Source organism: Terrabacter sp. GCM10028922, assembly GCF_042666095.1.
Lineage (GTDB): Bacteria > Actinomycetota > Actinomycetes > Actinomycetales > Dermatophilaceae > Terrabacter.
In genome coordinates this window covers 194,164-209,987 of sequence record NZ_JBHTFG010000006.1, presented here as the reverse complement: position 1 = coordinate 209,987, position 15,824 = coordinate 194,164, and the positions used below count along the sequence as shown (strand labels likewise).

9 protein-coding genes are annotated in these 15,824 nt (G+C 69.5%); 5 read left to right on the top strand and 4 right to left on the bottom strand.

All coding sequences use genetic code 11. The annotated features are described in order from the left end of the window. Positions 1 to 503: 503 nt before the first annotated feature. Entirely contained in the window at positions 504 to 2,522 is a 2,019-nt protein-coding gene (locus tag ACFQU3_RS05825; protein WP_385907683.1) for a phosphocholine-specific phospholipase C, read from the bottom strand. A 53-nt stretch (positions 2,523 to 2,575) separates the two neighbouring features. Next, entirely contained in the window at positions 2,576 to 3,679 is a 1,104-nt protein-coding gene (locus ACFQU3_RS05820; protein ID WP_385907681.1) for a glycerophosphodiester phosphodiesterase family protein, read from the bottom strand. A 238-nt stretch (positions 3,680 to 3,917) separates the two neighbouring features. Between ACFQU3_RS05820 and ACFQU3_RS05815 the strand changes: the two genes are divergently transcribed. After that, positions 3,918 to 7,862, top strand: coding sequence for a Pls/PosA family non-ribosomal peptide synthetase (locus tag ACFQU3_RS05815; protein ID WP_385907679.1), 3,945 nt, complete (start codon positions 3,918 to 3,920; stop codon positions 7,860 to 7,862). Beyond that, the gene (locus ACFQU3_RS05810) at positions 7,862 to 9,226 is read left to right on the top strand and encodes a M1 family metallopeptidase (RefSeq protein WP_385907677.1); all 1,365 of its coding nucleotides are present in this window, start codon (positions 7,862 to 7,864) and stop codon (positions 9,224 to 9,226) included. The genes ACFQU3_RS05815 and ACFQU3_RS05810 overlap by 1 nt, the downstream gene beginning before the upstream one ends. 38 nt (positions 9,227 to 9,264) lie before the next feature. On the opposite strand, the gene ACFQU3_RS05805 is transcribed toward ACFQU3_RS05810, so the two are convergent. Further along, a complete protein-coding gene (locus ACFQU3_RS05805) occupies positions 9,265 to 9,969 on the bottom strand; it encodes a 4'-phosphopantetheinyl transferase family protein (protein ID WP_385907675.1) in 705 nt (234 codons plus the stop codon). 388 nt (positions 9,970 to 10,357) lie between these two features. Between ACFQU3_RS05805 and ACFQU3_RS05800 the strand changes: the two genes are divergently transcribed. Then, positions 10,358 to 10,615: a three-helix bundle dimerization domain-containing protein gene (locus ACFQU3_RS05800; protein ID WP_385907673.1), complete on the top strand. Its 258-nt coding sequence runs from the start codon at positions 10,358 to 10,360 to the stop codon at positions 10,613 to 10,615. Positions 10,616 to 10,884: 269 nt separating this feature from the next. After that, on the top strand, positions 10,885 to 12,363 hold the full coding sequence (locus ACFQU3_RS05795; protein WP_385907672.1) for a DNRLRE domain-containing protein: 1,479 nt from the start codon (positions 10,885 to 10,887) through the stop codon (positions 12,361 to 12,363). A gap of 149 nt (positions 12,364 to 12,512) precedes the next feature. Here ACFQU3_RS05795 and ACFQU3_RS05790 read toward each other — a convergent pair whose 3' ends face one another. Next, the gene (locus ACFQU3_RS05790; protein ID WP_385907670.1) at positions 12,513 to 13,868 is read right to left on the bottom strand and encodes an alkaline phosphatase PhoX; all 1,356 of its coding nucleotides are present in this window, start codon (positions 13,866 to 13,868) and stop codon (positions 12,513 to 12,515) included. Positions 13,869 to 14,161: 293 nt separating this feature from the next. Between ACFQU3_RS05790 and ACFQU3_RS05785 the strand changes: the two genes are divergently transcribed. Further along, the gene (locus ACFQU3_RS05785) at positions 14,162 to 15,721 is read left to right on the top strand and encodes an alkaline phosphatase D family protein (protein WP_385907668.1); all 1,560 of its coding nucleotides are present in this window, start codon (positions 14,162 to 14,164) and stop codon (positions 15,719 to 15,721) included. The last annotated feature ends 103 nt before the right edge of the window (positions 15,722 to 15,824 follow it).

Below are 15,824 nucleotides of genomic sequence, written 5' to 3'. Positions count from 1 at the left end.
GCCGCGACTGGCTTGTCGCCAACAACGGGGCAACGCTCGACCCGCCAGTCCTGGATGATCTCGTCCGAGTGGGAGGCTCTCTCCCCGCTGGCGCGTGGTGGCTGCACGACACCGGGCCGGATGGCTTCCAGCTCTCAGACGCGGGAGTGGACTGGGTCGAAGCCGTGGCAAACGGAGAGCATCCCGAGCCCCCGCCAGGTCACTGAGCACGTAGTGTCCACAGTCGAGTCGGACGTCACCGGGACGAGTGTCTCCGCTCGACTGGTCACGTTCATCAACAGCAAGCAAGGCCAGCGCATCGTCGGCAACCAGGCAGTGTTCCTGCCACTCCGCGGCTTCCAGAGCGCGGCCTCGGCCGAGCAGTGGCTGAAGAGGCGAGGGTGGCCGATGAACCACGCGCAGCACTTGAGAGCGGAGGCAGAGTGCCCTGACCAGGCTTGACGCCCTGCGGTCATGCCAATTCGGCATGACTGTACGTGTACACGAGTGGACGAGCGGCCCGGTCAGCCCTCGACGACGCCACCAAGGGCGGGTTCGCTGATGGAGGGGTGTCCGTTCTCGAGATGACCGGCGAAGGCACGCAGGAACGACGTGTCCCCCGCAACAACCGTGAGGTCGTACCAGCCGCCAGTCGCGGTCGTGTCGATGACGACGGGTCGAATGCCGACCCTGGTTCGGTCGCCGTACGCATTCTCGAGAGTGACCTCGATGCCACGCGGCGCCTCGACGGCGACGGAGAGGCGCTGGGTGCGACCGACCCGGGTCAACTCGACTCGGACTCGGTCGGTGCCGATGTTGCCGGCATAGCGGCGGAAGAAGCCGTTCGGGCCGTGGAGGTGGATGTCATACTCCCCCGTGACGGGCCATGTGGCTCGCAGCTCGTCGCCGGAACCAATGGTGTAGCTGTGCGGCGCGCCGGCGGGCTCGATGAGCCGGGCCTGCACATGCACGCCACGGCGGCCGAGGTTGTCGAGGTCGACGGTGATGGCGCCGCTCGTCCGGTGCTCACGGACGTCGAGGTCGTATGGGGTCGGGCGCGCTGGGCGGGTGCCGGGCTCCTGCGACGGCATCGAGCCCTGGCGAGGAGGCGTGGGCCGGTAGTCGGGGTGGCGCTGGTCGTCGAACGGCTTCCAGCTGGTCGTGCTCGGCAGGGTCGGCACCTTCTCGACCGTCTTGGAGAAGTCGAACGCCGATGTCAGGTCGCCGGCGACGGAGCGTCGCCACGGGGTGATGTTCGGCTCGTCGACGCCGAAGCGAGCCTCCATGAGCCGAAGGATCGAGGTGTGGTCGAACGTCTCGGACGCGACCCAGCCGCCCGTGCTCCACGGCGACACGACGAACATCGGCACCCGCGGGCCCATCCCGTACGCGCCTGGGCCATGCTCGCCGTCATAGAACTCGTGGTCCGTCGGCACGGTCGAAGCGCCAGGAATGACAGGCGAGTTCGCGTGTGGCGGGACGAGGTGGTCGAAGAAGCCGTCGTTCTCGTCGTAGGTGATGAGCAGGATCGTCTTGGCCCACACCTCGGGGTTCGAGGTGAGGGTGTCGAGGACCTTGGAGATGTACCAGGCGCCGTAGTTGGTCGGCCAGTTCGAGTGCTCGCTGAACGCCTCGGGTGCCGCGATCCAGCTGACCGCGGGCAGGGCGTCTGCCTCGACGTCGCGGCGCAGCAGCTCGAAGTAGTCCTGCCCTTCGGTGGCCTTGGTGCCGACCCGGGCCTTCCGGTAGAGCGGGGAGTCGGGCGCCGCGTTGCGGTACGCGTTGAAGTAGAGCAACGAGTTGTCGCCGTAGTTTCCGATGTAGGGGTCGGACGTCCAGCCCCACGAGCCGGCGCCGTCGAGCCCGGTCCCCTCGTCCTGGTAGACCTTCCACGACACGCCCGCCTGCTCGAGCCGCTCCGGGTAGGTGCGCCAGTCGTAGCCGAGCTCGTCGTTGTAGAGGACCGGTCCACCGCCCTTGCCGTCGTTGCCGGTCCAGCCCGACCACATGTAGTAGCGGTTCGGGTCGGTGTTGCCGATGAACGAGCAGTAGTACGCGTCGCACACCGTGAACGCGTCGGCGAGCGCGTAGTGGAAGGCGGCGTCCTGACGTTTGAGGTACGCCATCGTCGTCGTTCCCTTGGCGGGCACCCAGCCGTCGTAGTGCCCCCTGTTGACCGCGGCCTGGCCGTCGGTCCAGCTGTGCGGCAGGCCTTCGAGAAAGGCCGCGCCGAGGTCGTCGACGCTCGGATGGAACGGGAGGATGTCGCGCGTGCCGTCGGACTGGTGCCACACGTTCATCCCGCTCGGGAGCTGGACTGGGTGCGGGTCTCCGAACCCTCTGACGCCGCGGAGGCTGCCGAGGTAGTGCTCGAAGGAGCGGTTCTCCTGCATGAGGACGACGATGTGCTCGACGTCCTGCAGGGAGCCGGTGGCGCGGTTGGCGGGGATCGCCGCCGCTTTGGCGATGCTCTCGTTCAGCATCGTCGCTGCTGCGGCGCCGCCCGCGATCTGGAGGAAGCGGCGACGGTCGAGGTTGACCATGGGAACTCCTGGGTCGTGGAGGGGACGGTGGAGGGCGGAAGAGCGGTGCCGGCTCAGCGGGGCGTGTATGCCTTGGGCAGGCGCATGCCGCGGTCGACCATGAGTTGCCGAACCCGGTTGGGGTAGTTGGTGATGACGCCGTCGACGCCGATGTCGATGAGCGCATCCACCGTGGCGGGGTCGTCGCACGTCCAGGGGATCACCTTGAGCCCGCGCGCGTGGGCCGCCGCGACCATGGCCGGGTCCGGGTAGAAGCGGAAGCCGGTGTCGCCGACCTTCCCGTTCTGCGGGAAGCCGTAGTTGGGCGAGAGCGCGGTCAGCCCCGGCACGGCGGCCGCGGCCGTGGCGACGAAGTCGCCGCCGAAGTCGTCCGAGTCCACGCCACCGAGCCACGGCGAGGCGCCGGGCTTGCCGACCTGCAGGAAGTCGTAGTTCGTCAGGGCGACGAGCGGCCACGTCGGCGCGAGCCGGTGCATCTCGTTGAGCGCACCCCAGTCGAACGACTGGATCGTGACCTGATCCTCGATGCCGGAACCGCGGATCTCCTCGAAGACCCGACGCACGAACAGAGTGCGGGGCGCTGTCTGCTCCGGCGCGCCGGCCTCGACCTTGGTCTCGATGTTGAGGCTGACCTGCTTGGCGTCGTAGGCCTTGACGAGGTCGAGCACGTCCTTCAGCTCGGCCATTCGGAAGCCGACCACCTGCTCCTGCTCAGGAAAGCCGGGCAGCTGCTGGTAGCCGCAGTCCACGGTCTTGATCTGGGCGAGCGTGAGGTCCTTGATGTACTTCCCGACGTACGGGTATGTCGGGTCACCGGCCGCGACCGGGGCCGTGTCGCGGCACTTCTGGGCGTTGACCTGGCGGTCATGGGTGACGACGACCTTCTCGTCCTTCGTCACCTGCGTGTCGAGCTCGAGGGTGGTCACGCCGAGGCGCATCGCTTTCGCGAAGCCCTCCAGCGACTCCTCGGTCGTCATGCCGATCCCACCGCGGTGGGTCTGGAGGTCGAACTGGGTCTTCTGCGGGAGTATGCGCTGCCCAGCCACCGCGCCGGAGGTGCTGGTTGCCTCTGTTGCCGCTGCCACGGGCGAGCCGGTTGCGCCCACTGCGACGGTGCCTGCGAGCGCCAGGGTGGTGACGACAAGACGCACGTGCATCGGAGATCCTCTGCTCTGGTCAGTTCTGACGTCTCGACCGTAGGGAGCAAGTCCGGGCAGGTTCGTGCCAACGACGTGGCGGGCTCGTGAACCGTTGCCGAACACCCGAGCCGCTGGCCCAGCCCTTGCCACGGGGTGTGCGCGCCGCGAAGGGACACGCAGCACCCTCCGTTAACCCGGCCCGTCTACGGTCCGTCCTGTGAGCCCGTGCGCCGGCACGGGACCCGAGGAGTAGTGCGTGAACGATCCCCTGCTGGCTGGCGCCCGAGCAGCGCCTCCGAGGACGCTGGTGGACATCTTGGCCGAGACCACCGCCAAGCATCCCGACGCTCCGGCTCTTGACGACACCAGGACGGTCCTGAGCTATACGCAGCTGACCGAGCAGGCCATGCGCACCGCGGCCGGACTCGCGGCCGCCGGCGTACGCCGAGGCGACCGCGTCGGGGTGCGTGTGCCCTCCGGGACGGTCGACCTCTACATCGCGATCCTCGGCGTCCTGCACGCCGGAGCCGCGTACGTTCCGGTGGACGTGGACGATCCCCAGGAGCGGGCGGACCTCGTGTTCTCAGAGGCGGCCGTCTCGGCGGTGATCGGGGCAAAGCGTCAGATCGCGGTCCCGTCGAACGTCAGGTCTCCCACCCCTCCCAGCACACGGGACGCTCCTGAGGAGCCGACCATCGTGACGATCGATGACGACGCGTGGGTGATCTTCACCTCCGGGTCGACCGGCGTACCCAACGGTGTGGCGGTGTCCCACCGCTCGGCCGCTGCCTTCGTGGACGCCGAGTCGCGGATGTTCTTGCAGGACAGCCCCATCGGGTCCGACGATCGCGTACTCGCCGGCCTGTCCGTCGCCTTCGACGCCTCGTGTGAGGAGATGTGGCTCGCCTGGGGCCACGGCGCTTGCCTCGTCACGGCGCCGCGCAGTCTCGTGCGCACCGGCATGGACCTCGGGCCGTGGCTCGTCGCCCAGGACGTGACGGTCGTGTCGACCGTGCCCACGCTCGCTGCACTCTGGCCGGCCGAGGCCCTCGAGCCGGTGCGCCTGCTCATCTTCGGCGGGGAGGCATGCCCACCAGAGCTCGCTGAACGCCTGGTGGCGCCCGACCGAGAAGTGTGGAACACCTACGGTCCCACCGAGGCCACCGTGGTCGCGTGCGGTGCCCGGCTCGACGGCACCACGCCGATCCGCATCGGCCTCCCCCTCGACGGCTGGGACCTTGCCGTCGTCGGCCCGGACGGCCGGCCGGTCCAAGTGGGAGAGACGGGGCAGCTCATCATCGGCGGAGTCGGGCTCGCTCGCTACCTCGACCCCGCCAAGGACGCCGAGAAGTACGCCGCCATGCCGACCCTCGGATGGGAGCGGGCCTACCGCTCGGGTGACCTCGTGGTCAACGACCCCGACGGGCTCGTCTTCGTCGGACGCGCGGACGAGCAGGTCAAGCTGGGTGGGCGACGGATCGAGCTCGGCGAGGTGGACGCGGCCCTGCAGGGGTTGCCGGGCGTCTCGGGAGCCGCGGCCGCCGTCAAGACGACGACGGCCGGAAGCCAGGTGCTCGTCGGGTACGTCGTTCCCGAGGACCCCGACAGCTTCGACCGCACCGCGGCGCTGGCCCGGCTCCACGAGGAGCTGCCCGCGGCGCTCGTGCCGACGCTCGCGCTTGCCGAGACCCTGCCGACCCGCACGTCCGGCAAGGTTGACCGGGCGGCGCTGCCCTGGCCGCTGCCCGGGGCCTCCACCGACGAGCCGACCGACCTCTCGGGGACTGCCGCCTGGCTGGCCGGCCACTGGGCCGCGGTGCTCGGCACCGACGTGCGCACCGCGGACGCTGACTTCTTCGACCACGGTGGTGGCAGCCTGTCATCCGCCCGGCTCGTGTCCCTGCTGCGCGAGCGCTATCCGACGTTGACTGTCGCTGACGTCCACGCCCATCCGCGCCTCGGCGCGCAGGCCGAGCTGCTCGACAGCATGACGCCCAGTGACGCGTCCGCCGTCGACCGCGTCGTGCGCCGGATTCCCCGTCGCACGCAGCTCGTCCAGACCCTCGTCTCGGTCATCCTCCTGACCGTCAAGGGCCTGCAGTGGCTCGTCGCCCTGGCCACGATCACCGAGCTGCTGCGCCTCGCGGGCCTCGCGACGTGGACCGTGCCGGTGTCGTGGTGGGCACTCGGGGTCGGCTGGCTGGCGTTCATCACGCCGGTGGGACGGATGGGCCTGTCGGCGCTGGCCGCCCGCGCCCTGCTCGCCGGCGTGCGTCCGGGCACGTATCCGCGCGGGGGCTCGGTCCAGCTGCGCCTGTGGGCCGCGGAGCGATTCGCCGACGCCATGGGCGCTGTGACGATGGCCGGTGCACCGTGGATCGTCTACTACGCCAAGCTTCTCGGCGCGTCCATCGGTTCGGGCGTCGACCTGCACTCTGTCCCACCCGTCACCGGAATGTTGACGATCGGCTCCGGCGCGAGCATCGAACCGGAAGTCGACCTCTCCGGCTACTGGCTCGACGGCGACGTGGTCCACGTCGGCCCGGTCCACATCGGTCGTGATGCGATCGTCGGCGCCCGCAGCACCATCGGACCCGACGTGCACATCGGGCGCGACGTGATCGTCGAGGCGGGGTCGTCCGTCCTGAAGTCCGTGCGCCCAGGACGTGTCGTCGCCGGCTCCCCCGCTGAACGCGTCACCGCACCGGGCCACGCCGGCTGGCCCACCACTCGCCCACCGAACGCTCCCGCTTGGGTCGCTGTCTACGGCATCTCGGGCGTCGCCCTCTCCCTCCTGCCGTTCGTCGCGCTGCTCCCGGCGGTGGCCCTCATCGGCGGCACGGTCGCCCGGGCCACGGACGCACGCGCCGCCACCGTCCAGGCATTCGCCGCGGTGCCGCTCCTGACGGTGACGGCGCTGGTGACCCTCGCCGCCACGACGATCGTGCTGGTGCGGCTCTTGGGGATGGGGCTGCGGGAGGGGTACTACCCCGTGCGCAGCCGGGTCGGGTGGCAGGTGTGGGCTGTCGAACGACTCCTCGACCAGGCCCGTACGCTCCTGTTCCCGATCTACGCCAGCCTCCTGACACCGGCGTGGCTGCGGGCCCTCGGCGCCAAGGTCGGCAAGGACGTCGAGGCGTCCACCGTGCTCCTGCTTCCCTCGATGTCCTCCGTCGCTGACGGAGCCTTCCTCGCCGACGACACGATGGTGGCCGGGTACGAGCTCGGCCACGGCTGGGTGCACATCGCCCCGGCCAAGATCGGCAAACGCGCCTTCCTCGGCAACAGTGGGATGACGGCCCCCGGGCGTCGCGTGCCGAAGCACGGGCTCGTGGCCGTGCTGTCCGCCGCACCGCTGAAGTCGAAGGCCGGATCGAGCTGGCTCGGCAGCCCACCGGTGCGACTGAGGCGACCACCGCAAGGGTCGGACGATGAGCGCACATTCGCACCGCCCTTGCGGCTGAAGGTGGTTCGCGGTTTCGTCGAGCTGTGCCGCATCGTCCCGGTCATGGTCACCGTCGCGATCGGCGTCGCCGTGCTCGTAACCCTCGAGTGGCTCACGAGCGGCCTGGGCCTGTTGGGCGCCGCCGCCCTCAGCGGCGTGGTGCTCGCAGCGTCAGGGGCGGTCGCGGCCACTGTGACGACTATCGCGAAGTGGACCGTCGTGGGGCGGATCGGCGTCGTCGAGCATCCCTTGTGGAGCTCGTTCGTCTGGCGCAACGAGGTCGTCGACACCTTCGTCGAGATGGTGGCCGGGCCGTGGTTCGCCTGGACAGCCACGGGCACGCCGGCCATCAACGTCTGGCTGCGCAGCCTCGGCGCCCGGATCGGACGGGGCGTCTGGTGCGAGACCTACTGGCTGCCTGAGGCCGACCTCGTGCGCCTCGGAGACGGGGTGACGGTCAACCGGGGCTGCGTCCTACAGACCCATCTCTTCCATGATCGAATCATGAGCATGGACACGGTCACGCTCGACGACGGCGCCACGCTCGGGCCCAACGGCGTCATCCTCCCCGCCGCCAGCATCGGCGCCGCTGCCACGGTGGGGCCTGGATCCCTGGTCCTGCGGGGCGAGTCCGTGCCGCGCGGCAGCCGCTGGACCGGCAACCCGATCGCGCCATGGGCCGACGCCGCCGGGTCGCGTGCCGGGTCGCGTGCCGGGTCGACGGCACCGGCTCACGGCATCGGGGACCGTGCTTGATGGGCGGTGGCTTCACCGGTCCGGTCCCCGTTCTCACCGACCCGTACACCCCAGACCGGGGCGACCCGGCATACGAGGTGACCCACTACGACCTGGACCTCGACTACAAGGTGTCGAGCAACCGGCTCTCCGGTCGGGCGGTCCTGGACATCGTGGCCCTGGAGGACCTGCGCCGCCTGGTCATCGACCTCGTCGGCCTGCGCGTGCTCAAGGTCTCGGTCGGCGGCACTGCCGCGAAGTGGACGCACCGCGGTCCCCGCGTCATGGTGACCCCCTCGGTTCCACTGAACCGCGGCGAGCGCACACCGGTGGCGATCACGTATGCCGGCACGCCCGGTCCCGCCTCGACCCGCTGGGGAGACGTCGGCTGGGAGGAGCTGAGCGAGGGTGCACTCGTCGCGGCCCAGCCCAACGGCGCCCCCACGTGGTTTCCGTGCAACGACCACCCCCGGACGAAAGCCACCTTCCGGTTGTCGTTCGAGTGCGACTCTCCCTACGACGTCATCGCGACGGGCACCCTCGAGTCGACGCGGGTGCGCGGCAGCCGGACCCGCCGCGTCTTCGTGCAGGACGTGCCGATGGCGACGTACCTCGCGACCGTCCATGTCGGGCGCTACGTGCGCCGCGACCTTGCCCCTGCCCCGGTCCCGATCACCGTGGCGCTCCCGCCATCACGAGAGCAACCGGTCCTGCACGACCTGGCCCGCCTACCCGAGATGACCCGCCTCTACACAGCGCTCTTCGGCCCGTACCCCTTCGACGACTACACGGTCGTCGTCACCGCCGACGACCTCGAGATACCGCTCGAAGCCCACGCCTTGGCGACCTTTGGGCCCAACTGGCTCGACGGCGAGCGGCGGCACGAGCGCCTCGTCGCACACGAGCTCGCCCACCAGTGGTTCGGCAACAGCCTCACCACGGCGAACTGGGCCGACATCTGGCTCAACGAGGGCTTCGCCTGCTACGCCGAGTGGCTGTGGGCCGAGCATGCCGACGACGTGCCCGCCGACGTCAACGCGACCACGCACTGGGCACGCCTGGCCCGGCTGCCGCAGGACATCGTCCTTGCCGACCCGGGACCCGACCTCATGTTCGACGACCGGGTCTACAAACGGGGCGCGCTGACCCTGCATGCACTCCGGCACCACACCGGCGACACGGCCTTCTTCGGAATGCTCCGCGACTGGGTGACGTCAAACCGGCACGCCACTGTCAGCACCGACATGTTCATCGACCACGCCGTGGCGCACTCAGCCAGGGCAGCTACCGATCGGCTCGGAGGCGAAGCCGGCGTGCAGGCCGGCAAGGCGACGCGGGAGCTGCTCGAGACCTGGCTGTGGAAGCTGCCCCTGCCGGCACTGTGACCGCTGGACCGACCACCGCTGCAGACGGGATCGCGTCGTCAGTGCTGCCTGACCTCGACGACGCCCGGTCCCAGGGCGACGGCCACGGCCACGGCATACGCGTCATCGACAGGAACGTCGACAACGGTGACCCTCGGCAGCCCGGCCACGAGCTCCTCGGACAGCCCGGTCGACGGCGTGCGGACGCTGGCCGGGTCGACGCGTAGACCGACGCCGAGGGCCTTGAGGGCAGCTTCCTTTCGCACCCAGGCGGTGACATCGGATGACGGTTGGTCGCGCCGCCCATCGGCGTCGAACGCGCGATCGTCCGGGTGGAGCGCGACCTCGACGTATCCCGCGAACGAGGCTGCAGCGTGCGGCTCCACGTCCACGCCGACCGGTCCCGAGCGGCTGAGGGCGACCGCCACGAGCGACGGGGTGCGGCTCAGCGACAGGTGCACCGACGGGTCGTCGAGAAGCCGGGGGCGCCCATGCTGCTCGCCGCAGTCGTCGCAGGTGCGGTCGAAGCGCAGCGTCGCTGGGTTGTGGCTCAAGAGCCGGCCGATCTGGGTGCGGGCCAGGAGGTGGCCCGCGGCGTACGAGCGGGCAGCATCAACGTCGGCGAAGCGGTCCCAACGCTGACGTTCGACATGGTCGAGAACTGAGTCCTGGAGTGTCGCGCCCGCGCCGGCGTTGTCGGCGAGCACGGCCGACGTCTGGCGGACCCACAGGTCGACGACCGAGGGCATCATGGAGAACACCATGTCACCTGAGGGTGAACAGATGTCCTGTCGGCTTGCGGCTCCGTCGGCGGACGCTTCGCCGTCCGCCATGGAGGTGAGGGCTGATCGTTTCGCACGCCTGGCGAGGTGGGTCGGGACCCTCGGCTGCTGTCGCGGGCGGCAGCGTCCGGCCGCACCGCGCCTTGAGCAAAGGTTTCCTCGCCGACTCTCTGGAAGGGTTCACGTTGCGCTGTCGGCGTCTGCTCACACGCATTGCCTGCAGCGCCACGCACACAACGGACAACTTCGCGAGAGCCGCCAGGACCGCAGTGGCGCGCGTCTGAGCCGGTGAGGCCGGCGCGAAGACCCGCGTGGTCATCCTTTGGTCGGTGCCTTGCGGGTACGGCTTGTTAACGCTCACCATGTGCGGATGGATGACCGGCACGAAGCGGAAGCGTTACGAGCAGTCCAGCAGCGGCTGAACGACGAGTTTCGTCATCTGGGCGAGGAGGTCGTCGAGGCCGCCATCCGCATCGCCCATTCGCAGCTGGGCGGCCCGATCCGGGACTTCGTGCCCGTCCTGGTCGAGCGCATCGCTCGAGAACGCCTCGTGGAACTGCGGGACCACCCATCGCCGGCGACCCCCGCACCTGCTGTCCCGCCCGGGCGGTCGGCCCAACTGGCCTAGCGTCCAGGGCCACGGCACGTTCGCAGAGGCGCGGTCGGACGTCCGTGAACGGGTCCGAGTGCACCCAGGTGCGACTTGCCGCCGAGGCTCGAGAGGTGAGTGTCACTCGCCAGTGAGGTCCTGCCGCCTTGCGAGCACTCAACAGGTCCCGGCGCGTCGCGATCAGGGGACCTACGGGCAGTTGGTGAGGCAGAGTGGCAATGCTCCCAGGTTGCGGCGCGGCCCTGCGCCCCAGCCGGCCGCCACTGTGACGAGAAGAGCAATCCGCCATGACCTCTCGCCGTACTCGCAACGCCCTCGTGGCCCTCGGAGCCGTTTTCTCCGTGTCCGTCGCCGCCGCAGCACTACTCAGGGTCGTGGCGCCCAGTGACATGACCGCCACCATGACCTTCACCCCGACCGCCGACACGTACGTCGACAACCTCCACCCGACCACGAACTTCGGCACCTCGACCCAGCTCGGCGTCGACAAGTCCGAGGTCAAGAACCTGTTCCTCACGTTCGACCTGTCCGCCATGTCGGGCACCATCACCAGCGCCAAGCTGCGCCTGCACGTGGACGACTCCGGGAGCGCCGCCAGCACCACCGGTGGCACCTACAAGCTGATGAGCAACACCGCCTGGAGCGAGACCGGACCGACCTACAACCACCAGCCGGCCATCGACGGCGCACTGCTCGGGACGCTCGGCAACGTTGGCCGCAACTCCTGGGTCGAGCTCGACGTCACCGGCAAGATCACGGCGGGCGGCACCCTCAGCATCGCCGGCTACTCCACGAGCACCAACGGGGCGGACTACGACTCGCGCGAGACCGGCGCCACCGCTCCGCAGTTGGTCATCGCCATGGACACACCACCGGGCACCACGCCGCTGGCGACACCCGCTCCCCCGCCGGCCACTACGCCGCTCGCGACCACCACTCCACCGCCATCCCCGCGTCCGACCACTTCCACGGGGCAGTCGTCCGGTGACCCGGTCCTGGTCGGGGCTGGTGACATCTCGAACTCCGGCACCGGTGACTCGGCGACGGCCGCGCTCATCAACAGCATTCCCGGCACCGTGTTCACGACGGGCGACAACGTCTATGACGGTGGCACGCCCTCCGAGTTCAACACCTACTACAACCCCACCTGGGGGCAGTTCAAGGCGCGCACCAAGCCGGCGCCGGGCAACCACGAGTACCACACCGCCGACGCGGCCGGCTACTTCGGTTACTTCTTCGGTGGCCAGACCGCGGGCAACGAGTACTACTCCTACGACCTGGGCAACTGGCACATCGTCTCGCTGAACTCCGAGATCGCCCACAGCGCCGGGTCCGCCCAGGAGACCTGGTTGCGTAACGACCTGGCGAACAACACCAGACCGTGCACCTTGGCCTACTGGCACAAGCCGCTGTTCACGTCCGGCGCCAACCACTCCCCAGACACCTCCCAACGCCCGCTCTTCCAGGCGCTGTATGACTCCAACGCCGACGTGGTTGTGGCCGGCCACAACCACCAGTACGAGCGCTTCGCCCCGATGAACCCGACCGGCGGCGCGGACCCGACCCGCGGCATCCGCCAGTTCGTCGCCGGCATGGGCGGCGGGAGCCACTACTCCTTCGGCACCATCCAGCCGAACTCCGAGGCCCGCAACAGCGACACCTACGGCGTCCTGAAGCTCACCCTGCACTCCAACAGCTACGACTGGCAGTTCGTCCCTGAGGCCGGCAAGACCTATGGCGACAGCGGCACCACGGCCTGCCACTGACGGTCTCGTCAACGTCCCATCCCGCCGGCATGTACAAACGCCGACCCGAGGCCTCGTGGCCCCGGGTCGGCGCTCTGGGTCTCCCGGCCAGCTGGTCTCAGCTCACCGGACAGAACAGCCGTGCGGCGAACTACCGCACACGGATCGGACTACTTCCACGGTCCGGTGATCGCGAAGGTGTAACCATCGCCCTGGATGCAGGCGAACAGGACCTCGCCGTCCTGGGTGAAGGTCGGGCCGGCGAACTCCATCTCGCTCACGTCGTTGCGGGCCAGTGTGTACGCCTGGCCGGCCGTGGTGACACCGACGAGGTGCTGGATGCCGTCGCCGTCCTCAGCGAGGATCAGGCCGCCGTTGGGGTCAAGCGCGATGTTGTCGGGGCCGTCGTAGTTCGTGTCCGCCGCGGGGTCGGGATTGACCCCGAAGATGCTCTTGAGGGTCACCGTCTCGTTGCTTGGGTCGTAGAACCACACCTGTCCGTCGTGCTCGTTCTTGCTGCCGTCGCTGGCGCGGGCGAAGCTGGCGACGAAGTAGGCGCCCCCGTCACCCCAGTAAGCCCCTTCGAGCTTGCGGCTGCCGGTCACCTCGCCGGCCGCGAACTGCTTGCGCACCGAGGTGGTGGTGGCGAGAGGGTCCGGAACGTCCACCCACGTGACCTTGTACATCGTGCCGACCTTGGTGGCCTCGGACAGGTCAGCGACCCTGTGGGTGCCCTTGGTGCAGAGCATGGCCTGCAAGGTGCCCGCGGTGTCGCCACCCTCGGTCAGAGCGAGCGCGCGGAGCGCACCCTTGCCGGGCTCGAAGCCGGTCGGGGGGGTCCAGCGGTAGTAGAGGCCGTGCGGGCCATTCGCGTCCTCGGTGAGGTAGATCGTCCCGTTGGCCGGGTCGAGCGCGATGGCTTCGTGGGCGTAGCGGCCCAGGAACTTCAGCGGCACGGGGTGAAGGTTGGCGTTGCCGTCGAACGCGTCGACCTCGAAGCACCAACCATGGTCTTCGAGGAGCGCACCGCCCTTGCGCTGCTCGGTCTCCTCGCAGGTGATCCACGTGTTCCACGGGGTCCGGCCGCCGGCGCAGTTGTTGTGCGTGCCGGCGACGCTGACGTACTCCGAGAGGCGGTTGCCGTTCTTGTCCATGACGATCGTCGTGGTGCCACCACGCGCACCGGGGTCGAACGTGAGGCCGTCGAGCGCGGGGACGCCGTACGTCTCGCTGCCACCGATCTCGTGGTTCTGGACCATGGCCCAGGTGTCGCGGCTCTCGAACACCGCTGCCCCGTCGGGGTCGCTCGGCGACGGCTGGCCGCTCTCGAGGAGCGTCTCGCCAGCCTTGGCGATCACCTTGTACGAGAAGCCTTGTGGCAGGGAGAGGATGCCGGCCGGGTCGGGCACGAGAGCGCCGTACCCAGCCGCACGGCGCGCGAGAGCCTTGGCCTCTGGGGCGGCGATGGCGTCGATGCTGCCGGCGACGGCTATACCGAGGCTGGCGAATGCACCTGCTCGCAGCATGCCGCGACGGGAAATGGACGAGTCCACGTAGAACCTCCGGTGTGGTCGTTGGGCCTCCCATTCAAGTCACACGTCCCTGACGACAGCGGTTCTTTGTGCGACAAGTCGGCGAACAGCGGACGACTGGGGGACGACGGGGAGCCGTTTCCGTCGTACGCGCGCCCTGAGCAACTGCGTCGATGATCAGCCGGCCACCCGCAGAACGAGAACGCGCGGCTTGTGAACCAAGGCTTCGCCGAACCGGCGTCTCGCGGTTGCCCGGCGTCCACCACCGCCCGTGCAGCGTGGTGACCATGAGTCAACTGAACCGCCGCACCTTCGTCCTTGGCACCGCGGCCGGCGCGGGCCTGCTCGGTCTGCCCCGAACCGCCGGGGCTTCGGCCTCGCCCGCGCTGGTGGTGGCCGGACGACCGGCCCTGACATCCGGAGTCATGTCGGGCGATGTCACCTCCACCGGGGCGACGGTGTGGGCGCGCTCGGACCGGCCAGGTCGTCTGGTGGCCCTGGTCCACGGAGCGGGCGGCTCCAGGCTGCGGATCCGCGGCCCCCTCGCCACGCCCGACACAGACCTCACGGCAAAGCTCGACCTCCAGGGGCTCGCTCCCGGCCGCGAGCACATCGTGACGCTCGCCTTCGAGAACGAGGATGGACAGCTCGGCGAACACGCCGACCTGCGTTTCAGGACCGCCCCCGCCGGACCGGGCGCCACGAGCTTCGTCTGGACCGGCGACACGTGCGGGCAGGGCTGGGGGATCAACCCCGACCTCGGTGGCTTCAGGGCCTATGCCGCGATGCACGCGACCCGCCCTGACTTCTTCCTCCACTCCGGTGACACGATCTACGCCGACAACCCGATCGCCGAACAGGTCGTTGAGCCCGACGGACAGGTCTGGCGCAACATCGTCATCCCCGAGGTGGCGAAAGTGGCCGAGTCGCTCGCCGAGTTCCGCGGCAGGCACCGCTACAACCTCATGGACGAGAACGTCCGGGCCATGTACGCGGAGGTCCCGGTCGTCGCGCAGTGGGATGACCACGAGACCCACAACAACTGGTACCCGGGACAGGTCCTCACCGACGACCGGTACGCCGAGCGCCGCGTGGACGTGCTGGCCGCGCGGGCGAAGCAGGCGTGGTGGGAGTACCAGCCGATCAGCAACCGGCTCTCGGTCGCCCGCCAGACTGCTGCGGGCGTCCCCGGACGGATCTACCGGAAGCTGTCGTACGGCCGGCACCTCGACGTGTTCTGCCTGGACATGCGCACCTACAAGGACCCCAACACAACGGGACTCGAGCCGGCGCAGACCCACATTCTCGGCCCCGAGCAGACCGACTGGCTCATCCGCGAGGTGGCGGCATCCACGGCGACGTGGAAGGTCATCGCGAGCGACCTCCCGCTGGGTCTGGTCGTGCCCGACGGCCCGGTCAACCAGGAGTCGCTCTCCAACGGCGACCCGGGCACGGCACGCGGCAAGGAGCTCGAGATCGCTGCCGTCCTCAGCTCCTTCAAGCGGGCCCGCGTGCGCAACACGGTGTGGCTCACCGCCGACGTCCACTACTGCGCGGCGCACCACTACGACCCCACCCGCGCATCCTTTGCGGACTTCGACCCCTTCTGGGAGTTCGTCGCCGGACCCATCGCCGCAGGCACGTTCGGACCGAACACGCTCGACGGAACCTTCGGCCCACGGGCCGACTTCGTCAAGGCGGCCGACTACCCCAACCAGTCCCCCCGGCACGGCAACCAGTTCTTCGGGCACGTCGAGATCGATGAGGACGGTCGGTTCCGTGCATCGCTCCGCAACGCCGACGCTGAGGTGCTCTACTCGCGGACCCTGGACCCCGCGCCGAGATGACGGCGTCCTCGAGGCGAGCGCGCAGAGGCAGTCCGGCCCACGGCGTCGATGAGGATGCCGGGGCCATGGAACGTAGGGTCAGCCGCGCGCCCCGGACCACCTT